Source organism: Macellibacteroides fermentans (assembly GCF_013409575.1).
Lineage (GTDB): Bacteria > Bacteroidota > Bacteroidia > Bacteroidales > Tannerellaceae > Macellibacteroides > Macellibacteroides fermentans.
Window position 1 is genome coordinate 88,815 of the sequence record NZ_JACCCY010000002.1, and the last position, 24,063, is coordinate 112,877.

The 24,063-nt window shown below is 39.8% G+C and carries 23 protein-coding genes and 1 tRNA gene; 17 read left to right on the forward strand and 7 right to left on the reverse strand.

Going from position 1 to position 24,063, the window contains the following annotated elements; all coding sequences use genetic code 11:
- Window positions 1-247: 247 nt before the first annotated feature.
- The 10 genes from F5613_RS05465 (at window position 248) to F5613_RS05505 (ending at window position 7,120) form a co-directional block, all read left to right on the forward strand.
- Window positions 248-1,384 carry a reverse transcriptase/maturase family protein gene (locus F5613_RS05465; RefSeq protein ID WP_179399018.1) on the forward strand — a complete coding sequence of 379 codons (1,137 nt, stop codon included), beginning with the start codon at window positions 248-250 and terminating at the stop codon, window positions 1,382-1,384.
- Window positions 1,332-1,547 (forward strand): hypothetical protein, encoded by a 216-nt coding sequence (locus tag F5613_RS05470; protein WP_179399019.1) that lies wholly within the window; start codon window positions 1,332-1,334, stop codon window positions 1,545-1,547. The genes F5613_RS05465 and F5613_RS05470 overlap by 53 nt, the downstream gene beginning before the upstream one ends.
- Window positions 1,507-1,851 (forward strand): hypothetical protein, encoded by a 345-nt coding sequence (locus F5613_RS05475; protein WP_179399020.1) that lies wholly within the window; start codon window positions 1,507-1,509, stop codon window positions 1,849-1,851. The genes F5613_RS05470 and F5613_RS05475 overlap by 41 nt, the downstream gene beginning before the upstream one ends.
- A gap of 200 nt (window positions 1,852-2,051) precedes the next feature.
- Window positions 2,052-2,873: an IS3 family transposase gene (locus F5613_RS05480; protein WP_068187386.1), complete on the forward strand. Its 822-nt coding sequence runs from the start codon at window positions 2,052-2,054 to the stop codon at window positions 2,871-2,873.
- Between the two features lie 385 nt (window positions 2,874-3,258).
- Window positions 3,259-3,471 (forward strand): hypothetical protein, encoded by a 213-nt coding sequence (locus tag F5613_RS05485; RefSeq protein ID WP_179399021.1) that lies wholly within the window; start codon window positions 3,259-3,261, stop codon window positions 3,469-3,471.
- A 218-nt stretch (window positions 3,472-3,689) separates the two neighbouring features.
- The gene (locus F5613_RS05490; RefSeq protein WP_179399022.1) at window positions 3,690-4,346 is read left to right on the forward strand and encodes a hypothetical protein; all 657 of its coding nucleotides are present in this window, start codon (window positions 3,690-3,692) and stop codon (window positions 4,344-4,346) included.
- A 221-nt stretch (window positions 4,347-4,567) separates the two neighbouring features.
- Complete coding sequence (locus F5613_RS05495) at window positions 4,568-4,933, forward strand: RHS repeat domain-containing protein (protein WP_179399023.1); 366 nt, start codon at window positions 4,568-4,570, stop codon at window positions 4,931-4,933.
- 125 nt (window positions 4,934-5,058) lie between these two features.
- Complete coding sequence (locus F5613_RS05500) at window positions 5,059-5,880, forward strand: hypothetical protein (protein ID WP_179399024.1); 822 nt, start codon at window positions 5,059-5,061, stop codon at window positions 5,878-5,880.
- Between the two features lie 355 nt (window positions 5,881-6,235).
- Window positions 6,236-6,358, forward strand: coding sequence for a hypothetical protein (locus tag F5613_RS16605; RefSeq protein WP_262890351.1), 123 nt, complete (start codon window positions 6,236-6,238; stop codon window positions 6,356-6,358).
- Window positions 6,359-6,406: 48 nt separating this feature from the next.
- A complete protein-coding gene (locus F5613_RS05505; protein ID WP_179399025.1) occupies window positions 6,407-7,120 on the forward strand; it encodes a hypothetical protein in 714 nt (237 codons plus the stop codon).
- Between the two features lie 28 nt (window positions 7,121-7,148).
- Here F5613_RS05505 and F5613_RS05510 read toward each other — a convergent pair whose 3' ends face one another.
- Window positions 7,149-7,451, reverse strand: coding sequence for a helix-turn-helix domain-containing protein (locus F5613_RS05510; protein WP_179399026.1), 303 nt, complete (start codon window positions 7,449-7,451; stop codon window positions 7,149-7,151).
- Between the two features lie 399 nt (window positions 7,452-7,850).
- Between F5613_RS05510 and F5613_RS05515 the strand changes: the two genes are divergently transcribed.
- The 4 genes from F5613_RS05515 to F5613_RS05530 all read left to right on the forward strand — a co-directional run bounded on the left by F5613_RS05515 (window position 7,851) and on the right by F5613_RS05530 (window position 14,071).
- Entirely contained in the window at window positions 7,851-9,011 is a 1,161-nt protein-coding gene (locus F5613_RS05515) for a 6-bladed beta-propeller (RefSeq protein ID WP_179399027.1), read from the forward strand.
- A gap of 69 nt (window positions 9,012-9,080) precedes the next feature.
- On the forward strand, window positions 9,081-10,799 hold the full coding sequence (locus F5613_RS05520; RefSeq protein WP_179399028.1) for an erythromycin esterase family protein: 1,719 nt from the start codon (window positions 9,081-9,083) through the stop codon (window positions 10,797-10,799).
- Between the two features lie 163 nt (window positions 10,800-10,962).
- Window positions 10,963-12,003 carry a family 43 glycosylhydrolase gene (locus tag F5613_RS05525; protein ID WP_246303362.1) on the forward strand — a complete coding sequence of 347 codons (1,041 nt, stop codon included), beginning with the start codon at window positions 10,963-10,965 and terminating at the stop codon, window positions 12,001-12,003.
- A 43-nt stretch (window positions 12,004-12,046) separates the two neighbouring features.
- Complete coding sequence (locus F5613_RS05530) at window positions 12,047-14,071, forward strand: hypothetical protein (RefSeq protein ID WP_179399029.1); 2,025 nt, start codon at window positions 12,047-12,049, stop codon at window positions 14,069-14,071.
- 276 nt (window positions 14,072-14,347) lie between these two features.
- Here the strand turns inward: F5613_RS05530 and F5613_RS05535 are convergent, their stop codons facing one another.
- From F5613_RS05535 to F5613_RS05560, 6 genes are all read right to left on the reverse strand, one after another.
- Window positions 14,348-14,659 carry an outer membrane protein assembly factor BamE gene (locus F5613_RS05535; protein ID WP_218858885.1) on the reverse strand — a complete coding sequence of 104 codons (312 nt, stop codon included), beginning with the start codon at window positions 14,657-14,659 and terminating at the stop codon, window positions 14,348-14,350.
- Window positions 14,660-14,813: 154 nt separating this feature from the next.
- A tRNA-Thr gene (locus F5613_RS05540) sits at window positions 14,814-14,886 on the reverse strand.
- A 35-nt stretch (window positions 14,887-14,921) separates the two neighbouring features.
- Window positions 14,922-15,383 (reverse strand): hypothetical protein, encoded by a 462-nt coding sequence (locus tag F5613_RS05545; RefSeq protein WP_179399031.1) that lies wholly within the window; start codon window positions 15,381-15,383, stop codon window positions 14,922-14,924.
- Between the two features lie 66 nt (window positions 15,384-15,449).
- Window positions 15,450-16,493 (reverse strand): DUF6340 family protein, encoded by a 1,044-nt coding sequence (locus tag F5613_RS05550; protein WP_179399032.1) that lies wholly within the window; start codon window positions 16,491-16,493, stop codon window positions 15,450-15,452.
- Window positions 16,494-16,545: 52 nt separating this feature from the next.
- The gene (locus F5613_RS05555; RefSeq protein ID WP_179399033.1) at window positions 16,546-17,397 is read right to left on the reverse strand and encodes a sugar phosphate isomerase/epimerase family protein; all 852 of its coding nucleotides are present in this window, start codon (window positions 17,395-17,397) and stop codon (window positions 16,546-16,548) included.
- 20 nt (window positions 17,398-17,417) lie between these two features.
- Entirely contained in the window at window positions 17,418-20,039 is a 2,622-nt protein-coding gene (locus tag F5613_RS05560; protein WP_179399034.1) for a valine--tRNA ligase, read from the reverse strand.
- Window positions 20,040-20,232: 193 nt separating this feature from the next.
- Here F5613_RS05560 and F5613_RS05565 point away from each other — a divergent pair, with 193 nt between their 5' ends.
- The 3 genes from F5613_RS05565 to mazG are packed head-to-tail and all read left to right on the forward strand — an operon-like array spanning window position 20,233 to window position 24,029.
- Window positions 20,233-21,150 carry an RluA family pseudouridine synthase gene (locus tag F5613_RS05565; protein WP_179399035.1) on the forward strand — a complete coding sequence of 306 codons (918 nt, stop codon included), beginning with the start codon at window positions 20,233-20,235 and terminating at the stop codon, window positions 21,148-21,150.
- 37 nt (window positions 21,151-21,187) lie between these two features.
- Entirely contained in the window at window positions 21,188-23,242 is a 2,055-nt protein-coding gene (locus F5613_RS05570; RefSeq protein ID WP_179399036.1) for a protein-disulfide reductase DsbD family protein, read from the forward strand.
- A gap of 1 nt (window position 23,243) precedes the next feature.
- The gene (gene mazG, locus F5613_RS05575) at window positions 23,244-24,029 is read left to right on the forward strand and encodes a nucleoside triphosphate pyrophosphohydrolase (protein WP_179399037.1); all 786 of its coding nucleotides are present in this window, start codon (window positions 23,244-23,246) and stop codon (window positions 24,027-24,029) included.
- Window positions 24,030-24,063: the final 34 nt, after the last annotated feature.

Genomic DNA, 24,063 nt, shown 5'->3' on the forward strand with positions numbered 1-24,063 from the left:
GCTTTGCTGATTGCTGGTGGGAACTCGAACAACGGTGCGAATGACGGGCCTTTCTACTTGAATTCGAACAACTCTGCTTCGAACCGGAACATCAACATTGGCGCGCTAATTGCTAATATTTTTTTTGCAAGCGCCACATCCAAGCACCGAAGGTAGTGCGATAATTTCTAATACTTCTTTAAAGGTGGGCTGGTAGCTTTGGCGAACGTCCGCCGGAAGTAGCAAAGATTAACTAAAATTTATTTCAATGAAACGAATAAGAATTGACTATGAAGATATGATACGTATGGACAACCTGCTTGCGGCGGATATAGTTGTTAGGCAGGGAAAGAAATACACAAGGGATATGAGAAAGTGGGATGCCAATTGGCAAACCAATTTCCAGCTCTTGTATGATGATTTGATAAACGAAACGTATACGCCTCTTCCGTGTCGTGAAAGCGTCCGGATGACTGACGGAGGTAAGGTGAGAAACATTAAGGAGGCGATGCACCGGGATAAGATTGTGGCTGAAATGATTGTTCAGGCGCTTGATCCGATCTTCACCCCAACATTCATAAACAGGACGTATGGCAACATTAAGGGCAGGGGTCCATTAAAATGCCAGCATCAAGTCATTAAAGATTTGAATAAAATTGAGAATCCGTATTGCCTTAAAATTGATATTCGAAAGTATTATGAGTCGGTTGATCCTGATATTATGATGGATGTGATTAGCCGAAAGATCAAAGGCAGTCGCGTTCTTAGGCTTATATCTGTCGTCATGAACTCTCACGGACATCTTCCTATTGGCGGTAGGCATAGCCAGTTGTTTGGGAATATCTATTTAAGCGAATTGGATCATTATGTTGTTCAGGTGCTTGGTCTTAAATCTTACGAGCGATACTGTGATGATGTGGTGATATTCGATAAGGATAAAAAGGTTTTACATACTGCTTTGAGGGATATCAGGGAATATCTTACAACAAAGCGAAAGCTGGATATAAAGCCCAACTGGCAGGTGTTTCTTGTTGATTCGCGAGGTGTTGACTTCTTAGGGTCTGTTTTCTATACGTACAAGATCGATTTAAGAACCAGAACGAAACATCGGCACCGGGCAAAGCTGTCAAGGTTGAATAAAAGGCCTTCTGATCCCCTTTACGAGGATCTCTATATGGCTTCTTTAAATGGTATATTAAAGCACAGAGATACTGATAATTTGATTAAAATATGGAGGATAAAGTATGAAAGAGTATTTAAGAGACATGAGCAACGTGCGGCAGTCCGTGCTGCTTTTAATGAACACAAAAGAAGGGTTAAGGCATTGGAGGCTGAACTTCAATATTACGGAGATGTTGCCGACCGAATCAGGCGAAGAGAACACGAGTCAAGGAACGCAGTATGAGTGTGACTTTGTTCCGGAAGAGGGCGGAATTGAGGGTAATCCTCCATTATTTGAAGAGTTTGAGGTGTTGCTATTGGACCGGGGATTGTCTATCGAAGAAATTGAGCAAATAAAAGCGGACTATGATGGATTTGTGGACTCCAACAAAGAAGCGTTTCCTTAAGAAGTCGTTTAAAGGCCGGAGGGTTTTTATAGGATCGGTATTGCGAACCCCTTTAGTCGTCGCAGATTATGAGTTAACGTACTCACAAAAGAGTGAGGATAAAGAACTGCTCGTTTTGCAGCTCATTATAGGAGGTTCTTTAAGAATGTTATGGACGGAAGCATATAAGTTGATTAATACGATCAAAGAGGCTGAGAAGGCGAATAGAGCACCTCCGTTTTATACAAAGATTATTCAATCTAAAGGCTATTATGAGTTTGCAAAACTAACCAAGTCAGAGAAGGATAGTCTTAATTTTAAATAAGATTTAAATACAGGTTAAATGAGATTGAAAATCATTGACCTGTATTTGTTTTAACACATTTCGTTTCAAAAAGCGTTACATTTCGTTTTGCCGATTATAAGTGAGGAGGAAATTCAAAAACTACATGCTACGATCGGCCGCCTAACCGTCGAACGGGATTTTTTAGCAGATGCCTGCAAGAGAGCCGGTCTAAAAAAGAAATGAGACAACTTGTAAATCCCAGGCATAAAGAGCTCAGCGTTCGTTCACAAACGGAATTATTGGAAATACCAAGAAGTACACTGTATTACAAACCGATAGGAGAAAGTCCTGAAAATTTGGAAATAATGCAAAAGATGGATAAGCACCATATTGAACATCCCACTTGTGGCGTGTTGGGGATGCAGGATATGCTTCGTTTAAATGGATTTCAGATAAACCACAAACGAATCCGACGATTGATGCGCTTGATGAATATCCGGGTCAAATATCCTCAAAAAAGCTTGAGTAATCCGGGTGCCCGCAAGTACATCCTCCCTTATCTGCTTCGGGGACTTGATATTGTAAAGACAAATCAGGTGTGGTCCATAGATATCAGTTACATTCCTATGAAACAGGGGTTTATGTATCTAACAGCCATCATGGATGTGCAAAGCCGCTACATTGTGGGCTGGAGCTTATCCAACACACTTGAGAAAAGTGTTTGCCTGGATCTGGTTGAAGAGTCGATCAGAAAGTATGGTGCACCGGAAATCATCAACTCCGACCAGGGTGTTCAATTTACCAATCCGTCTTGGATCGAAACGCTTAAAGAAAATGGTATTAAAATAAGCATGGATGGAAAAGGACGTGCCAAGGATAATATCTGGATTGAACGATTTTGGCGCACGATCAAACAAGAGTATGTATATTTGAATCCGTGTGATGACGGACTGGAGCTTTATAAGGGAATCAGGAAATATATGCAATATTACAACTACAACCGGGCGCATCAGGGGATAGGAAGACAAATTCCCGGTGTGGTGTATAAAACGGTTGCCTGAGCGTTCTTTTCTTTTAAATGCAAAGAAAAGGTATGCTCCGATTCTTGAAAGGCTAAAATGAACAACCCTTCGCTAAAGCTACGGGTTGGCCTTGCATGAATCTACTCATACCTTAAAAAAGCATTGAAAAGAAAAAAACGAATAAAAATATTAAAAGGCCTTCATATAGGTAAAAGGCTGATCAAGTGGTCGAAAAAGAGGGAGTACTATACACTTCAAAAGAGAGATATTAGTGTTTAATGTCATTTCGTTGATAATAACTATTGATTGGAATAATTTAATACGTTAATTAATAGATAGCATTGAATATGGGAGATTTTGGGGAATTATCGTATAAAAACAACAATAACACCGTAAAGGTTACTACATAAAGTAATAAAAGCTTATGGTAAATAAAGTTATTTTAGCATTAGTGCTTTTTTTTGTCTCATGTATTTTACAAGCTCAAACAATTATTAGCGTTGATCGTTACTGTTTAAGAAAAAATGTGGCGACATTATCACAAGCCTTGATTGATTTAAAAGGGAAAGAGTTCGTCACTAATTTGTTGAATGATAATGTTAGTTTTTCCATGATTTGTGCTGTTGACAATGAGTAATTTATAAATTGAACAGCCCGGATTTGCCGATCCGTTTTCATATAATGCTGCAATTGATTTTAATCGTTTGATATAATAGTTATAAAATAGCATTGGAAGTAATATAAACGTAATTAACAGTTATTTAAAGTAATTAGTTATATTTGCCTTAATGATTCAGATTACATACACCATACACTGAATTGAAGATGAAGGGAATGCAAATATACACTAGATATATGAATAGAAAAGTTGCCATTATTGTTTTTAGCTTTTGTGTAAGTATTGTATATTTTGGATGCATTCCTGCAAAAAAGTACACGGAAGCCTTTCGATTCAATAATAAATGCCAATGTGACTCCATATTGATAGAAAGCAATCAATTTTTAATTGATAATGATAGTTCATTATATAGTATATTTAAAAAAGCTCCATTCGATTACAGTTTATTTATTGATACGGGATTTGTAACAATTAATAATAGAAAGTACTATTATTTAATGGCCGGATTAGATATCGACACAATTGGGTTATTAAACATTTCGAACGATAAATATTTATATAAGAGAAATCGTAATGAAGCAGGTGTGTTGTTATTTGATTTTAATTCAAAAATTGGTAATAGTTGGATGATAAACCGTGAAGGCTTCTTTAAAAGCTATAATATTGTGTTAAATGAAATAAAGTATAACTCTTATATTGGAGATAGCGTTTATTGCTTTACTCTAGACTATAAAGGGCCTAAATTTTCTAATGGTTACTATTTTGTTCGGTTTGAGGTTTCCAAATATTATGGAATTACAAGCTTCAGTTTTGATAATGGAATTGATTGTTTATATTCGTTACCCCAAAGAATGTCTAGTGTTCAAACTCTTTCACATTCAAAAGAGAGATAGTCGTGTTTAACCAAGTTAGATGGATATTTATAGTTTAAGAATTAATGCTCTTACATAGATTTAAAGCTTCACAGATTTTAAAAAACATCCGATGTCTGGAGAATGCGGTTTTTATGCTTGTTATCCAATTTTTAATTTTCATTTAATCGTTTAAGGATTACTGGGTCTTTATTCATAGTAATCAATTATATTTGCCTTGACGTTACAAATTAGAAAAGAAAATGCCACAAGAAAACAGTTATTCCTCGTTTGGAGGTCTTTTTGAAGAAGATAACTCAAATACAAATCAAGCCTACAAATACAACGGCAAAGAGTTGGACCGCATGCACGGACTGGATTGGTACGATTACGGCTCAAGAAATTATGATGCAGCGTTACCCGTCTGGACTACAGTGGACCCGTTAGCCGACCGCCCAAAACAGGCTGGAATGTCGCCTTACTCAGCTTTCGCCAACAATCCAATTAGATATGTTAACTCAACTGTAATATGGGGAGACGCTAACCAAGCGGAAAGATTGAATAAGTCCATAATTAAAAGAATCGAAAGCATAGATAAGAATAGTGAGAAAATTCAAGCTAAAATATGAAAAGATATTTGATTTTTATCCTGTTCTGTTTAATAAATACTGCATGTGTTTATTCTCAATTAAATAAGAAGCCTCATATAGAGTCTGGAATCTTTGTTTGTAGAGCTAATCAATATATAATCTATATGGAAAATGAACAATTAGATTCTGAGATGCCAACCTATGCAATTAAAGCTATAAATTTAAAAAGCAATGAAAGGATAGTGCTTGACAGACAAATAAGTAACAAGTGTGTTAGTATGTCTGATACGGCAATATTGTATATAAAGGGTTCTGATCTAATGCTTTGGGACTTTGAATTGAAAAGAAAGACTGTATACTATAAGGCTAACAAAGACATGAATATTATTGGGGTTAGTTACAATAGAAATACTTCAAGTTTGCTATTAATACAGATTAACTTTAAAACAAATGAGCTGTTTGTTAAGATATTAAATAGCGGAAAACAAATTGTCTTTTGTCAGAAGGTTAAATTCAACGAAATGGAAGGTGTAACTCCTATTTTGAACACTTCGAATAATTTCTTTGTTTTTTCTGTTCAAGATAAATTGTATACTATTGATAGTAAGAATTTGGAATTAAAATTTGTTTCAAATAAATGTGATAGTTACGCCCTAAATAGTGAAAAAGTAATATACTATAGGTTTGTTACAGATGAAAAAACCGAAGGCTATTCTATTGATCTATCAACCAGAGAGAGTAAGAAAATAGACAATTCATTGAATGAGAAAATATATAATTGTGAAAAGTCTTTTTTATTTACAGCTAATATTGATAACAGTTTTACCCCTACATATACTATCTGCAATAAAACTTATTTGTGGGTAAATATTAAGTGGGAAATTACGTCAGAGGCTTTTGTTTATAGAGATAATAAACTAATCGTAAAAATGCCTTTTGAAGGGGGAATAATCAAGGATGATCATTTTCAATGGGAGTTCCGATAATAATTTATATTCCTCAAAACAAGCTCACTCCGAGTTTTTATATGTGGTTTTTGTTACAATAAAGCAAAATTGAGTTTAAGCGCAAAAAAACAAATCAATAGTTCACTTCCTGTTCGGTTTCGTCTATTTGGTAGCCAACCGTAGTGCTCAGAATCTTCGCGATTTTCCTTGCAACCTCAATCTCTTTAGAAACTTCGCATTTCATATGTAGAATGCCACTCGTTTATTGCAGCAATTGATTTTGATCGTTTAAGACAATAGTTATTAGATGGCATTGGAAGTAATATAAACATAAATAACAGTTATTTAAAGTAATTAGTTATATTTGCCTTGACGTTACAAATTAGAAAAGAAAATGCCACAAGAAAACAGTTATTCCTCGTTTGGAGGTCTTTTGGGAGAAGGTACCTCAAATACAAATCAAGCCTGCAAATACAACGGCAAAGAGTTGGATCGCATGCACGTTAATGCAGATTAAAACCGCAGATAGTAGTGTGGTTTATGAAAAGCTAAAAGATAAAAAGAAATGAAAAAAGCATTAGTTATATTGATAGTATCATTTCAACTTATAGGATGCTCTTCGGCAAAAGGTCAAAAAACAAATACTCAATTTTCAGGAGTGTATGAGAGGGAAGAAAGTTCAGAGAAGTTAGAATTAAAATCCGATGGGACATATACGCTCTGGAATCCTGAAATCACATTTACCCCTGTAATAGAACAATGCGATTATGCCTCGACAGGTAAATGGACGATTTTAGCTGATAATGTAATAGAGATTACGAGTGAGAATTATTATACAGAGCAGAAAGGGTTTGGATATGACCTTAAAAAAGAGAATAAATTATCTCAAGATAGCCTGTATATCCAAGTAGTTTTTCCAACGGATTTTCATCCTGTAAACTTAAATTTTACGTTTAATCATAAAAACAACAAATCTATTACTACAGATAAGACTTACATTGTTTTGCCAAAATCTAAATATTTATGGAACAGAAGAACTGCAACAAACCAAATTAGTTTCAATCTAAATGCTGACGTATCGGGAACAGAGATTTATAAAGGCAGAATATTATTTAAAATTTTTGAAGAAAGCATCGATACGGAGAAACATAATTATCTTACAATCACTCTTCCCAGTTTTGATAGATGTTTTTTTGAATTTGAACCTTTTTATCAGGACTTGATTTTAATTAAAAACAAGACTACAATAATATGGCAGGGAGATACTTGGAGTAAATAACTTAAAGCCCGCTTTTCGGGCTTTATCATTACATAATACTTTGCAATTTAGTTTGTTTAAGGAAGGAATCGAGCAGTTCCATTACCACGTTTCTTTTATCGTCCGGGAGTTTTTGGATGTCGGCAATTTTCTTTAGCAAATCCTTTTCTAAAACGGTATCGGTTTTGCCAACGAGATAATCCAAAGACGCATCCAACACATCTGCAATTTTGGTTGCAATCTCAATGGAGGGTTTAATCTCGTTACGTTCATATCTTCCAATGGTAACGGCAATCGTTCCCACTTCTTTGGCTAACTCAGATTTGATATACTGTTTGTGCAATACAGGCATACTCTTCTCCTTAAGTTTTCATATTAGGAGTTGTAGTCTGGCTAGTCTTTTAGCCTTCTATTGAGCAAAATAAAAAGCCCAGAATTGCTGGGTTTTTTGCTTTATAGCGTAGCAACATTCTTTTGCAGATAGTTTTTAAATGTTTATACGGGGATGTACGCTAAAATGTGTCAGTGCGAATTTTTATAGAATACTCGTAGCATTTATTCCATTGATAAGCATCCAATCAGTAACTTTACTAAAATGCCAGAGATGTTCTTGAACATAATTGAATCTAAATAGTATGATTTAGTTGTGTACCTCCTATTTATTCAGTTAATTAGAGGGATTTTCTATATTTTTGATTAATTTCATAGAGATTAAATTGATATACAACCTTTTTCGAAAATTATGAGAAACATGAAAAAAACGAATTTATTTTCAGCAATTACATTCTTATTCATAATGGTTGCATGTGTTGGTACAAAAGATCAATTAGAATATGATTTGATTACAGTAGATGTAAACGCAAAATATCCTAAAAAGGAACTTATTCTTCAAGATTTTATGGACGTGGAATACAGAGCTTTAGAATCTTCCGATGAATATATTACTCAAGGCGTAATTAAAGCGGTAGGTGAAAAAATTATAATAGTAAGTAACCGAAGCGTAGATGGGAATATATTTATTTTTGACCGAAAGAATGGAAAGGGTCTGAGAAAAATAAACAGATTAGGCCAAGGTCCTGAGGAGTATTCACAATTTACAGATATAATCTTAGATGAAGACAATGACGAAATGTTTGTAATAGCATATAGTTCAAGAAAAATATTGGTGTATGATCTTTATGGAAATTTTAAAAGAAAGTTCAAGTTTGTAAACGAAATGGAATTTTATAATTACACATTTAATTACGATAATGAGTTCTTGATTTGCCACAAGGGTTACTCTCCTGGAGTTGAAACGGAACGTTCTTCACATATACTTATTTCCAAACAGAATGGGCAAATCAAAAGAGAAATTGAATTGCCATATAGTGGAGTAATTAAAACTCCAGTTATAATAGAAGGAGAGGGAAGTATTACACCTGATTTTTACTTAACTATTCCAAATCAAAAAGATTGGGTAATTATGAGGACATCATCTGATACAATTTATAACTATTCAGCTGATAAAATATTAACTCCTCTCATCGTAAGGACTCCTTCAATTCAAACGATGAACCCTGAAGTTTATTTATTTCCTACCGTTATTACAGATCGTTATTATTTTATGAGAACAATGAAGAAGGAAATAGATTTTACCACCTTTAAAGGATTTCCCGGAACTGATTTAATGTTCGACAAGCAGGCAAAATCTATTTTTGAATATGTTGTGTTTAATAATGATTTTTCACCCAAACGAGAAATTTCGTTAGGTAAGAAACCCAATAGCACTATGGCTACATGTCTGACCTTAAATGCATCTGACCTTGTAGATGCGCTTGAGAAAAACGAATTGAAAGGCGAATTAAAAGAAATTGCCCAAGAGCTAAATGAAGAATCCAATCCCATAATTATGTTAGTAAAACATAGAAATTAAGTCAAGGTTGTATGTAGAAGGTGGAATTAATGAGTGTTTATTGTATTAACAATTGAATCTCGATGACAGATGAAAAAAATAGTTAAGCTAGTTGCAATTCTCTCCATTATTATATTTTGTAAAATAAATAACATATATGGGCAGACTTATGAAGAGACATATAATCTCAATTTCAAAATTGTCGATAATGTTTTTCGCGGATGGATCGCTGATGTAAATGATTCCTATATCAGTTATGTAACTGATACTACTGATCTGAGCGGACCTATCAAATTTTTCCAAAAAGAAAGATGGGGTTTCAGAGAAAAAATGAATTTGAATACGTACAGTTCGGTGATTTTACTTCCACCGCTCTCCGATGACATTTTAAAAGTAGAAATATCCTATAAAAGTAAAAATCTGAAGACCGGCAGATTGTTTGTTTATTCAATGAATCAAAAAATGGATATATTCAAAACGGACAGTATTCTCCTGCAGAACAATGACAAATTTGAAGAAGACTTTGTTGAAATAAACACCAAAGATTTGTGCTTTTTATTTTTCAAACTGCGAGCGGTTGGAAAAGACAGCACCTATACTAATAATTTTAGTTCAGTCAAGACATCCATCCCTCAAGAAATATCAATTAATCGGATAGAGTTGCTGAATGGCAATATGAACATCAACACTCTTCCGTTTCAAGATATTAAGGCATCAACTTTAGATAAATCCAAAGTCCTACCTTTATCATCGGACACTTTGCTGACAGAAAAACAACTTTCTCACATTTCCAAAAGAATTACTGCACTCGGCGAAACGGTGCATGGAAGTGGTAAAATTGGTTGGGCTAGCAGCGAATATATAAAATCGAGCGTACTGAATAATCAGACAAATCTAATTTTGCTAGAACATCCAACATTGATGATGCTTTTTTTCAACAAATATATTCAAGGCAGTAATTCTATTGATGAAGATAAACTAAAAGAAGTTATAAAAATGAATATTAGAGAAGCTGAACCTATGATAGAATTATCAAGATGGCTTAGGAATTATAATAAAACGGCTGTTGAAAAAGTAAATTACTTGGGTATTGACTGTCAATATGAAAATAATGAATTGGATTTTTTCCTAAAAGATTATTTGCTAACACTCAATAAAGAAGCACGTTCATCAGCAGTGGATTCAATAGTGTCCGTTTTGCAAATAAGAGATGTCGAAAAAATAAAGGATATGGCAGTAACAACACTTCATATCATCGAAAATAACGAAAAAGAACTAAGTAGCGCTATAGGAAAAGATCTTGCAATCATTACTTTCTACTTGAAAAGTCTAATAGAAACTGAAATAAAAAATGAAAACAGTTACTACGAAAGAGACTACCGAATGTTCAAAAACGTCTCTTTTTTTATAGATAATCTTTGTAAACCTAATCAAACGATTGTTGTTGACTGCCATCTTGGCCACGCAAATTACATGAATATCATCAACATTCCGTATCATAAATCATTTGGATATTATATGAAAAAAACTTACAAAGATGAGTATGCCTGCATTGCACAAACAGTATATCAAGATACAGTAAAAGCATTTTTTGGTCATGAGCTTGAAAGAAGAGAGCTTCTGTTACCTTCTCAAACCAGTTTGGAGGCTGTTTTTTCAAAATCGGGTATAAAATATGGTTATATTGATGCAAAAGAATTGGATGATATTGTCAAAATACGCATGCAAGGAGCGGGCCATAATCAGTCAATAAACGAAGATTACATCAAACCCAAGGATCAGATACAGGGTGTGTTGTTTATAAATTGATTCTTACAATATAACAGCAAAAGTTGAACCGTATGCACGGCCTGTATTGGTATTATAATTATGGTGTCAGATATAAGGGTGCGGTGAAATCAGAGAGGACTTCTATTCTTATTTTTAAGGGTGGATAGAGTCTTTTGAGTCTTATATATAAAGTAATATTATTATGAAGAAGATATTTGTTTATTGTGGGATGGCTTTATCTCTATTTTGTATGGATGTTTCGGGAGTTGGTGTGGCAGAAGATAAGCCAACAGTACGTAAAGCGGCTGCTCCGCTCTATCGCGACCCGATAACAGACGGTGCTGCAGACCCTGTGTTGATATGGAACAGACAGGAGAAAACATGGTGGATGCTCTACACGCAGCGCAGAGCGAATCAGGAAACAGCGGATGTAGCTTACTGCTACGGCAACGGAATAGGCATTGCTGAGTCTGCCGACAATGGCAAGACTTGGGTATATCGCGGCACCCTCGACTTGAATCTTGAACGTGGTCATAATACATTTTGGGCTCCCGATGTGGTATATCACGACGGCAAATATCATCTTTTCGTGTCTTACATAAAAGGTGTGCGCAATCATTGGGGAGGACAGGCTCATATCGTGCACTTTGTAAGTGACAACCTGTGGGACTGGGAGTATAAAGGCAGTCCTAAACTGTCGTCGGACAAGGTGATCGATTGCACGCTGATGAAAGGCGACGACAATGTGTGGCGTATGTGGTATAAAGACGAGATGGCTGGTGCCCACACTATGCTCTCGGAAAGTAAAGACCTCGACAACTGGTCGCCGGCCAGAGAGGCTATTGGCGGAGGTGCGCATGAAGGTCCGAAAGCTTTCAAGTATGCAGGATATTATTGGATGGTGACAGACGAATGGCATGGCATGAGAGTGTATAAATCGTCGGATCTGGAGAAATGGGAAAAGCAAGGATTGATTCTCGACAAGCCTTCGCAGAGAAAAGATGATACCCCCAGCGGTGCGCATGGTGATGTGGTGGTGCTTGGAGATAAGGCGTATGTGTTCTATTTTACTCATCCGGGCAGAAAGTCTCATACCCAGGATGCGCACGACGAAAACGGAAACGTGCCCTACGAGCTGCGCCGTTCATCTATTCAGGTGGCTCCTTTGGAGTACATAAACGACACATTGGTGAGTAACCGCGATATAGACTTCTACTTCTATCTTCCCGAAATGGCAGATTAAAAGTTAAAATCACATTTATGCAAAATAAATTAAACAATAGAAAATGCGTAAACTATTATTACTGACATCTCTGCTTATGGTGGGAATATCATTCAGCATGGCTAAAAAGAATGAAAAAATAAATCCGCCCTCTTTCCCTATCTCGTCCAACAAAACACTCGTTCCTCAGCCAGAGGGACTGTGGGCTATTGCTACCGGATGGCAAGACGACTGGATGACGGGATGGAAGTATGCCAACCCAACTTCGGAAGAACAAAGCGGCGATTGGCACATATTGAAAGGTTCTATTGTGCTTCCGCAGGGCGAAATGAAGCTGAGGGATGCTTACAAAGAGCTGAAACCGGGTTTGATTAAGTATGTGCGAAGATATGAATGGACTGGCAAGGAGCCGCTCACTCATGCCACTCTTTCTGTGAGATGGCGCATGGAGGGGGAGAATCTTTCCCTTTTTATGCCGGGTATATTGTATTATGGAAATAAGAATGGTGCTGCCGTAAATTCAAATATTATTCCGGTGTATGAAGGTAAAGAGGGCGAATTTGCTATTTTTGAGGATCATCGCTTTCCGATGCCTTTCGTTATGCTTGAAGATGGTGCAGCTAAGAATGCCGCTGCCATTCACACTACCCCGAGTCCGGTTAGAGGAGCCGTGTTGGCAGACCAGTGGTGGTCGATGGGTGTGGAGGCAGGTAAAGGTTACACCGACTTTGTGCTTTATAGCGGACCTATCGGATACAACAAGCAGCACAGCGTTGCAAAGGCTCTGCAGCAACGACCGATGAGATATTCAGACACTTATATCACTATGGAACCGGGAAAGGTGATTGAAAAAGAGTTTTATATAGAAACATATGCCATTTCTCGCCCAGGTACTGGCTTCCAAAAACCGGTTTACACGTCGATAGACATACATAAACCGTATGATGTTGACAAATTTGCCGACTTCCAATCCATTATTGAGAGCAAGTACAGATTTGCGCTGGACCGTTGGTTTGGGTTCGATTCCGAAAAGCAAGGCTTCTGCATGTACGACCTCTCAATGAGAAAGGATATTGTGATGGGGTGGTGCGGTCAGGCTGATTCGCCCGGCTATGCTTTGCAGGTTCTTGGTTCAATAATTGGCGACGGCTCGATTCCTGAGAAAATACAAAAGTCTATGGACTACCTGTCAACTTTCCCGGTGGATGAGACTACGGGTGTTTTCCCTGTAGGATTCAACGGAGAGAAATATCATGGAGGAGATCATGTATCGTGCGGACAGGCAATGTATAATTTCTCGAAAGCAATAGAGTCCGCACGCAAAAGCAAAAAATACAACACCGCAAAATGGGAAGCATTTCTGAAGAAGAGTGCCGAGGGGCAGAGTATACGTATTCTCGACCCGGGCTGGAATCCGGTTTCCACTGCCGAAGGTTTCTATATAGCTCCTCTTATCCGCGCCTCTAAACTGTTTAAGAACAAGAAATATGAGCAGGCAGCCGTTAAAGCCGCTCAGGTGTTTGCCGACCGGCATTTGCAGATGAACGGATGTTATTGGGGTGGTACGCTTGATGCAACCTGTGAAGACAAGGAGGGTTCGTGGGCGGCATTTCAAGGGTTTCTCGAACTTTACGAGCAATTGGGCGAGAAGAAATATTTGGATTGGGCAAAGCACGCTATGGATGTGTGTCTCAGCTATACAGTTGTGTGGGACATCCCTCTTCCTGCAGGCAGAATGGCCGACTATAATTTCAAGACAACCGGATGGACAGTCGTTTCACCGCAGAATCAACACATCGACGTGTATGGTGTTATTTTCACTCCTGAGATTTATAAGATGGGCACATACCTTAAGGATAAACGCTTGCAGGATCTTGCCAAAGTGATGTTTCGCTCGTGCTATCAGCTGACCAACATTTATGGTTCGCAGGGGGAACAGCTTCAGCAGACCAATTTCGCACAGCACGGAGATATGAGTAATGTGTATAAACTGCGTGGCGGATATTCGGAAGGGTGGACCGTGTTCTGGATTACAGCCCACTTCCTAAATGCCGGCGCACGATTCATGGAAATGAATGTCATCCCATGATATTAGTCCATTTAATAATATGTTGTAATACAGTAAGTTGTTGATTTGTATAGATTGCAGATGACAAATGAAAAGCATCTGTCATTTGCATCTGTCATTCTTGAAACCCTTTACTGGAGAGGGTTCTGAACTGAAAAATGATACATGAGAGATACTTTTGCATTTAATTCGTGCTGCAGAATTGCAGCATGAAATTCTTTAAATTTGGTGCTTAAAATAATTTGAAAGAGGCGATTGTATTATACTTATAAGTTCGGAAAAGTATGGAGGTTGTAATTACTTGTCCTTTACCACTTCCTGCTTTAATGCTAATTCTCTATGCCATCTCTCTAATGTATTATTTTTGAAAATGAACATATAGAATTCATCGTCCTTGTAAAAGTCTCTGTAGGATAATACCTCCACTTGTACTCCATTTTCTATTTTCTTTTCAGCAATAGTGTAATTGCTGCCTAAGATCTCTGTAACTTGCTGTTTGGACATTCCTAATTCAAGTTTATTCATCTTTTCGCTTGTCATATTTACTACAGATGAACAGGCGGTTGTTATAAGTACTAAGATAAATAGTATACAGATTCTTGTTTTCATATTTTAATACGTATAGATTGTATTATAAATATAATTAATGTATTTGACAAATGTTTAATTTGATTTATTGATTTTAATTCGTTTTGCTTTTTAGTTCCAAGGTGTGGTAAAATACAAAAGAGCAACTGCTTTTGTTGCAGTTGCTCTTTTGTAGAGCCGAAAGCCGGACTCGAACCGGCGACCTATTCATTACGAATGAATTGCTCTACCAACTGAGCTATTTCGGCGTCTTTTTTTATTTTCGGGTGCAAATGTAATCAGTCTAATCGATATCTGAAAGAAGTTTTGTTAAAAATTCGTCCAATTCAGTGTCCAAATCTTTTAACAAAGGATCGTCTGCACGTAGCATATCATCGTCAACAAACAGAAGTTCCTCTATCTCAACAAAATCATCGTCCGTAAGAGTTACAGATAATGGTTTCATAAAATAGTCGCGGTCAAACACTCCTTTGTTTGCCAGAGAGGTGAGGGCTGCCTTGCTGGATTCGGCCACCCGTTTGTTAAATGCATCTTCGTCGTCGCTGTTGTTTATCCAATCGAATATAATGACCTTATCCAGCAACTTTTCATTGTCGTCGTATATCTGTAATTCGCCGCTTTCCTGGTCTGCTTGCAGAAATAAGTCGCTGATAAAGCCGGCGGACTCATTCTTTGCCACTTTATCGATAGCCGACAAAATTGCAGTTTCGATTACAGCTTGTACCTTTGCATTATTTGTGCTCATATAATATCGTGTTAATTCTTGTTCGTATAATTTGCCAAAAGTAATAAAAAAATAGCAAACAAGGTGTTATTCCTTTCCAAATTGCATGTTAAGTTTGTTGTTGGCTTGTATACGGGAGGTGATTACCTGCTCATAGAGTGTGAGTAGTGCCACATTGCTGTCTTTTTCGTCGCTTGTCTGTTCTTTGAATAGTGCCAACGATTTTTTTGCCCAATCGAGTGCTTCATTAAACTTCCCGACCATTTCGTATCCTACGGCTATATTGGCGGCTGCTTCGGCTTTTGATTTCTTGTTTGTCTGCGCTTCGTAAATGGATTGCCAGATGGTTAAGGCTTCTTCCCATTTCTCTTTGGCTGCAAAGGCTGATGCCTGTTTCCATCGGGTGCCCGAATTGGTGTAATACCAGCGTTGTGCCTGTTCCCAGTGCGGAACAAAGTTTCTGTAGGCTCCGGAAGTCAGGTAGGCTGCTGTTTCTCGTAATGCAACTTCTGGTTTGGGGAGGTAGCTGTCGAGGGTTCTCAGGTTGCTGGCTCCTTCCGACCAAAACAAACTGTCTGTAAGATAGATGGTTGCCATGGAGTTGTTTCTCCCCGGCATATAGGCTCTCAATACGGCGGTTGACTGTACCTTGATGGTGCCTGCCATAACTTCTCCAAAGGGGAATACGTCTTTTTCCATGTTGAACAACAAACGGTCCAGAGAGATTATCGCTTCGGCTCCACTTTCGTCGCAGATCGTTTCTACCTGATCGGGAGTAAGTTTGGTATCCTGGAAGAAAAATTCGTCCTGGCGCACGGCATCGTTGTACAAACGTACGTCTTTAAAAAAAGGCTGATCGGCAATGGCTTCACCCAAGGCCTTGCAGGCATCATACAGGGCGCTGTCGGCCACCATGTGGGTGGTATCTTGTTCTACTCCCATTATTGTATACTTGTACCCCGGTTTTTTAGGCTGAGGTACGGCATTATTCACAATAACAACCGTTTCGACCGTCTCCGGGAATGTAATTTCGGCCGGAGTAAAGGTTTCAATACCAAAGTATTTAACCGAACCGCAGGAGGTTAAAATTCCTGCCAGCAGAATTAAAGCTATGAATATCGTATTTTTCATTTGATCAATTATTATTATGGGACAATGGGAGTAGAAAGGATGCCTTGATCCGTCAGGCTATATCGCTTACTGCTTTGAAATATCCGATTGATTCGGCAATGCCGAGGAAGGGATCTTTCATGTCTTTTTCGTATTCCAGACTACATACGCCGGTATAATTTACTTCGCGCAGCATGCGTATCAATGCCGGAAAATCAATTTTGCCTCGTCCTATCTCAATTCCTTTACCTGCTTTGGATGCTTCTGTTACATCTTTGATGTGTACATCGAATACGCGGGTATGGTATTTCTTGAGGTCGGCCACGGGATCGCAACCGTTGCGCAGATCGTGACCCACATCCAGGCACATGCCGATACGCGGATCGAGCATATGGGTATGATTCCATACGTCTGTAGCGTCGGGATAGGTGGCGATGTCTGGTCCATGCAGGTGGATTGCATAATTAAAGTTGTATTCCTTAACCTTCTTGTCTACATAGGGGAGTAGCTCGTAGTTAGGAACGCCTACAATTGTTTTAACACCTACTCTTTTAGCATAGGCAAAGGCGTTGTCTATTTCTGCTTCACTTTTCATGTAGATGGGGCCAACGGCATAGCCCGTTACCTTTTTGGCAGCGAGTTTGGCATGGAAGGCGGCTATCTGTTCGTCTGTACTTGTAAAAGGTAAATGGAAATCCTTTATGCACAGGTAATGTACATCCAGCTTTTCCATGATATCCAATGTTTTGTCGATATCAAAGTTTACAAAGGTATACCCAGCCATACCCAACCGGAATGGGTTGGTGGCTTTGGGTGCTTTGGGTTTAACCGGGTCGGTTATTCCAGCTCTTGCAAAGGAGGCCGTGCCCACTAAAAGTGCGCCGGCTAATCCTTGCTTGAAAAATTTTCTTCTGGTGTTATTCATGGTTTTTCAAATATAGGAATTTATTTTAAGGCTGCGATACTTTCCTGCAAGCTGTTGATCTTGCTTTCGGCATCGGCCAGTTTCTTACGTTCCATCTCAATAACTTTGGCCGGAGCTTTGCCCACGAAGCTTTCGTTGCTCAGTTTTTTTAGTACCGATTCGCGGAAACCCTGCAGGTATACCAGCTCTTCGTTTAGTTTGGCAAGTTCTTCCTCAACATTCAACAATGAACCCAATGGTACTGCGTATTCGGTGGTGCGGACCAGGAACGAGCCTGCTCCGGCTGTTTTTTCGGCAACGCGGGTAATTTGGGTAAGGTTGCACATTTTGGTTATAACGGCATTGAAGCTGTCGTCGTGTTCTCCTACTATTTCAAGCGTAAGGGCATCTTTGTTAGGGATGTTCTTCTGCAAGCGTACCGAACGGACGCCGGCAATGATTTCCTTAACGATTTCGAATGCTCCGAGGAAGTTATTGTCTACCTGAGCCAACTGAGGCATCTGTTGCATCATGATGCTTTCGCCGTCGTTGCGGTTGTTGGTTGCCTGCCACAGCTCTTCCGTGATGAACGGCATAAAAGGATGTAGCAATTTAAGCAGGTCATCGAAGAATCCCAGGGTGGCGTTGTAGGTCTGCTTGTCGATTGGCTGCTGATATCCCGGTTTTACCAACTCCAGGTACCAGGATGAAAACTCGTCCCAGAAGAGTTTGTATACTGCCATCATCGCTTCACTTAGTCGGTATTTGATGAATGAATCGTCTACTTCGGCAATGGTTTTGGCCAGCTGCATCTGGAACCAGCGGATGGCTGTTGCAGAGGCTTCAGGTTGTTCGATGGTTTCGTCTACCGTCCATCCCTTAACCAAACGGAAGGCATTCCATATTTTGTTGTTGAAGTTACGTCCCTGTTCGCACAATGAATCATCAAACAGCACGTCGTTACCTGCAGGTGCTGCCATCATGAGTCCCATACGTACACCATCGGCTCCGTATTGTTCCATCAGGGTAATAGGATCTGGCGAGTTTCCGAGCGACTTGGACATTTTACGTCCCAGCTTGTCGCGTACAATACCTGTAAGGTATACATTACGGAAAGGCATATCTCCCTTGTATTCGTAACCGGCAATGATCATACGTGCTACCCAGAAGAATAAGATATCCGGACCGGTTACCAGGTCGTTGGTGGGGTAGTAGTAATTGAGCTCTTCGTTGTTTTTGTCCATCACATTGCCGAATACCGACATAGGCCATAACCAGGAGGAGAACCAGGTGTCGAGGCAGTCGGAATCCTGACGCAGGTCTTCTGCCGTAAGCGATTGGTTTCCTGTTTTTTCCTTAGCCAGTTTAAGCGCTTCTTCCACAGTGGAGGCAACTACGTATCCTCCTTCGGGTAAGAAGTAGGCCGGAATGCGGTGTCCCCACCATAGCTGACGCGAAATACACCAGTCCTTTACATTCTCCATCCAGTGGCGGTAGGTGTTTTTGAATTTGGCAGGATGAAGCTTGATATCATCATTCATCACAGCATCCAGTGCCGGTTTGGCCAGATCGGTCATCTTCAGGAACCACTGCATGGATAATTTAGGTTCGATGGGTACATCGGTACGTTCGGAGTATCCAACTTTATTGTCGTAATCTTCCACCTTTTCCATCAAACCGGCTGCCAGCAGGTCTTTCTCAATCTTTTCGCGAACATCGAAACGATCCATACCGGCATACATTTCGCCATGTTGGTTCAGCGTTCCGTTGTCGTTGAATATATCTATGGTCTGCAAGTTGTACTTTTCGCCCAACATGTAGTCGTTCACATCGTGTGCAGGTGTAACCTTAAGGCATCCGGTACCGAATTCCATATCCACATAGTCGTCCATTATGATTGGTACGGCACGGTTGATTATGGGAACAAGCACTTTCTTCCCTTTAAGGAATTCAAAACGGGGATCGTTGGGATTCACACAAACGGCGGTATCACCTAAGATAGTCTCCGGACGGGTTGTGGCAACTACAATGTACTTGCCTTCGCCTCCTTCAATCATATACCGGAGGTAATAGAGTTTACTGTGAACTTCTTTGTACACAACCTCTTCGTCCGAAAGGGCTGTAAGTGCCTTGGGGTCCCAGTTTACCATTCGTACACCGCGGTATATCAATCCTTTGTTGTACAGGTCGATAAATACATCGATTACACTTTCCGAACGAACATCGTCCATGGTGAAGGCGGTACGGTCCCAGTCGCAGGAAGCGCCCAGCTTTTTAAGCTGTTCCAGGATGATGCCCCCGTGCTTGTCTGTCCACTCCCAGGCATGCTTAAGGAAGTCTTCGCGGCTGAGGTCTGTTTTCTTAATGCCTTCCTGAGCCAGTTTATTAACCACTTTGGCTTCGGTGGCGATAGAGGCATGGTCGGTACCCGGAACCCAGCAGGCGTTTTTGCCCATCATGCGGGCACGGCGCACCAGGATATCTTGTATCGTATTGTTAAGCATATGTCCCATGTGGAGTACACCGGTCACATTGGGTGGAGGAATTACAATTGTATAAGGTTCTCTGTCGTCTGGTTTCGACTTGAAGAACCCGTTGTCCAACCAATACTTATACCATTTGTCTTCTACTTCCGCAGGATTATACTTACTTGCAATTTCCATGATCCTATCTAATTCTTTATTTATTATACAATGTATATCGGGTACCTGAATGCCCAATTAATTTGCAAAAGTAAAAATAATATTTAAACGAATCTTTACGTGATGTATAACTTCTATTAATAAATCCTTAATTCCATCGTTTTATTTGAGTTTTAACTGAATCATCGTACCTTTGTAAGCTATTAAACTGAATATGAAACAAAGACGTTACACGGCGAAAGCTAAATCTCGTTCGGCCTCTTCGAAAGGAAGGCTTGTTACGGTAAATGAAGATACAACCTTGCTGCCTTTTCTATTTGAGTTGTTGAAAGAGCAGAGTAAAAGTTCTGTTAAAAGTATATTGGCCAACCGCCAGATTTCCGTAAACGGAAGAACAACTACGCAATTTGATACCCCGCTTAGATCGGGCGATGAAGTGAGAATCAGCTTTCAACGGGGCAGGGAGGATTTCCGTCACCCGATGCTAAGGCTGGTATGGGAAGACGATTCCCTGATTGTTGTTGATAAGCGGAACGGTCTTTTGTCTATGGCAACAGATAAGATAAAAGAAAAAACAGCTTATCATCTGTTGAGTGATTATGTAAAAAAGCTTGATCCGGCCAACAAAATATTTATCTTACATCGCCTGGACCGTGATACTTCGGGCTTGATGATGTTTGCCAAAACCAGGAAAGCCCAGCAGATATTGCAGTCTAACTGGAATGAAATGATTACGGAAAGAAGTTATGTGGCCGTTGTAGAAGGAAAGCCAGCCAAGGAAATGGATTTGCTTACCTCTTTTTTAGTCGAGAATTCAGCCATGAAGGTCTATGTAAGTACACAAGGTGACGGTCAGGAGGCTATCACCCGCTATAAAGTACTTAAAAGTACGAACCAGTATTCTTTGTTGCAACTTGACCTGGAAACCGGACGAAAGAATCAGATCCGTGCACAGTTGGAGTCGATAGGTCACCCCATAGCTGGAGATGAAAAGTACGGAGCGGCTTCGAATCCGGCCGGACGATTGGCATTGCACGCGCGCAAACTGTGTTTTATTCATCCAGAAACAGGTGAAGAGTTGCGTTTTGAAACAGCTATACCGTCCATTTTCAATGCGATAGTTAAACAATAAACAGTTCCATTTGTTTTTTACGAATAAATAAGACCCTATGAAGAGAGTATTTAGTACATTGTTGATGAGTTTTATGTTTCTGGCTGTGCAAGCTCAGATTCACACTCCTGTTAAATGGAAAATTAAACTGGAGGATTCCGGTAAACCAGAAAAAGAGATTGTGTTTACTGCTGTGGCCGATAAAGGATGGCATCTGTATGACATGAATCTTCCGGCTGGAGGACCTGTATCTACATCCATTACGTACGAAACAATGAAAGGTGCCGAGTTGGTTGGAAAGGCCGTATCTTCTGTAGCTCCCACTTCTGTATACGACGAATTGTTTGCAATGAATCTTCGCTGGTATAGCGGTACGGTTACGTTTACACAAAAAATTAAAGTGACGGATGCCAAGGCTTTCAAGCTTGCCGGCGAACTTGAATTTATGGCTTGTAACGACGAAACATGTCTGCCTCCCGAACGGGTGGAATTTTCGTTTAACCGTAAAAATATAACCATGACGGATGCACCTGTTGTAGCTGTTGAAAGTAATGATCAGGCTGCCGCGGACAGTCTTGCAATTGCGCAGGGTGCCGATTCTTTATCGGTTACGGCTGACGGAGAGAATGCGGGACAGCTGGTGAATCCAACTAAAATAGCCGAGGCTTTGTCTGACAACGTGGATCTGTGGACTCCGGTGATAGATGAGCTGAAGGCTTTTGGTGAGAGCCCGCTGGACGGCACGGATTCGAGTCTGCTTTTCATTTTTCTTGCCGGTTTTGCCGGTGGATTCATTGCGCTGCTGACGCCTTGCGTGTGGCCAATGATTCCGATGACTGTAAGCTTTTTCCTGAAGAGGACCAAAAATAAGAAGAAGGCTATCAAGGATGCGGTGATGTACGGGGTTTCCATCATTGTAATCTATCTGGTGTTGGGATTACTGATCACTGGTATTTTCGGTGCCAGTGCGTTGAACGACCTTTCTACAAATGCCGTATTCAATTTGCTTTTCTTTGCCTTGCTGGTGTTGTTTGCTGTTTCATTCTTTGGTGCTTTCGAGATGGTTTTGCCTTCGTCGTGGACCAATAAACTGGATGCTAAAGCGGATTCCACTTCCGGAATTTTGAGTATATTCTTCATGGCCTTTACCTTGGCTTTGGTTTCGTTCTCTTGTACCGGACCGATTATCGGTACGTTGCTGGTACAGGCGGCATCTATGGGATCTATTGTTGCTCCGGCTGTAGGAATGTTTGGTTTCGCCTTTGCGCTGGCTATTCCTTTCAGTGTTTTTGCCATCTTCCCCAATATGCTTCAGAGTATGCCTAAATCCGGTGGTTGGCTTAATTCTGTAAAGGTGGTGTTGGGCTTCCTGGAGCTTGCGTTGGCATTGAAGTTCTTCTCGGTGGCCGACCTTGCTTATGGATGGCGTATCCTGGACCGCGAAACGTTCCTTGTCTTGTGGATTGTTATTTTTGCTATGCTGGGCTTTTACCTGTTGGGTAAGATTCGTTTTAGTCACGATAGCGAATTAAAATATGTTTCTGTTCCGCGTCTCTTTATGGCAATTATCTCGTTGGCTTTTGCTGTTTATATGGTACCGGGACTTTGGGGTGCTCCTCTTAAATCGATCAGTGCTTTTGCTCCTCCTTTGTATACGCAGGATTTCAATTTATACGAAGACGAGGTTCATGCTCAGTTTGACGATTACGAAGCTGGTATGGCTTATGCCAAAAAGAATAATAAACCGGTAATGATCGATTTCTCTGGTTATGGTTGTGTAAATTGCCGTAAGATGGAGGCTTCGGTTTGGACTAATCCGGGCGTGAAGCAAATTATTGAGAATGATTATGTGCTTATTACGCTGTTTGTAGATGATAAAACGAAGTTACCGGAAGTTATCGAGATAGAGGAACATGGTAAAACAAGAAAACTGAAAACAGTAGGGGATAAGTGGAGCTACTTGCAGCGTAGCAAGTTTGGCGCCAATGCACAACCTTTCTATGTATTGCTTGATAACAACGGAAAGCCGTTGTCTCATTCTTATGCTTACGATGAAGATGTAAATAAGTATATTCAATTTTTACAGGGCGGATTAAAGAATTACAAGAAGTAAGATGAGTACAAGAGAGGAAAAAATGGAGGCTTTTGGCCGCTTGTTGGATATTATGGATGAACTTAGGGAGAAATGTCCCTGGGACCGCAAGCAGACGAATGAGAGTCTGCGTACCAACACCATCGAAGAGACTTACGAATTGTGCGACGCGATTATCAGGGACGACAATACCGAAATAAAGAAGGAGTTGGGCGACTTGTTACTGCATATCGTCTTTTATGCCAAGATTGCTGAAGAGAAAGAGGCATTTGATATAAAAGGGGTATGCGATAGTTTGTGCAAAAAACTTATCTACCGTCACCCACATGTGTTTGGCGATGCTCAGGCAGATACAGCCAAGAAGGTTGAGCAGAGCTGGGAGCAGCTTAAATTGAAGGAAAAAGGAGGGAATAAAACGGTTCTTGAAGGTGTTCCTGCTTCGCTTCCTTCAGTGGTGAAGGCTCATCGTATGCAGGATAAGGCACGTAATGTGGGTTTCGACTGGGAGCAACGTGAACAGGTCTGGGACAAGGTTCTGGAAGAGTTTACGGAGTTGAAGGACGAAATAAAAAAGATGGACGCAGATAAGATGGAAAACGAATTCGGAGATCTTTTCTTTAGTCTCATCAATGCGGCCCGTTTGTATAAGATTAATCCGGATAATGCGTTGGAACGAACCAATCAGAAGTTTTTACGCCGGTTTAATTATCTCGAATCTCAAACCATTCAACAGGGGCGTTCATTAAAGGATATGTCTTTGGAAGATATGGATAAAATCTGGGATGAGGCCAAGGCAATGGGTATGTAATTTTCGATTATAGTATAGATAAACGGGTTGTCGC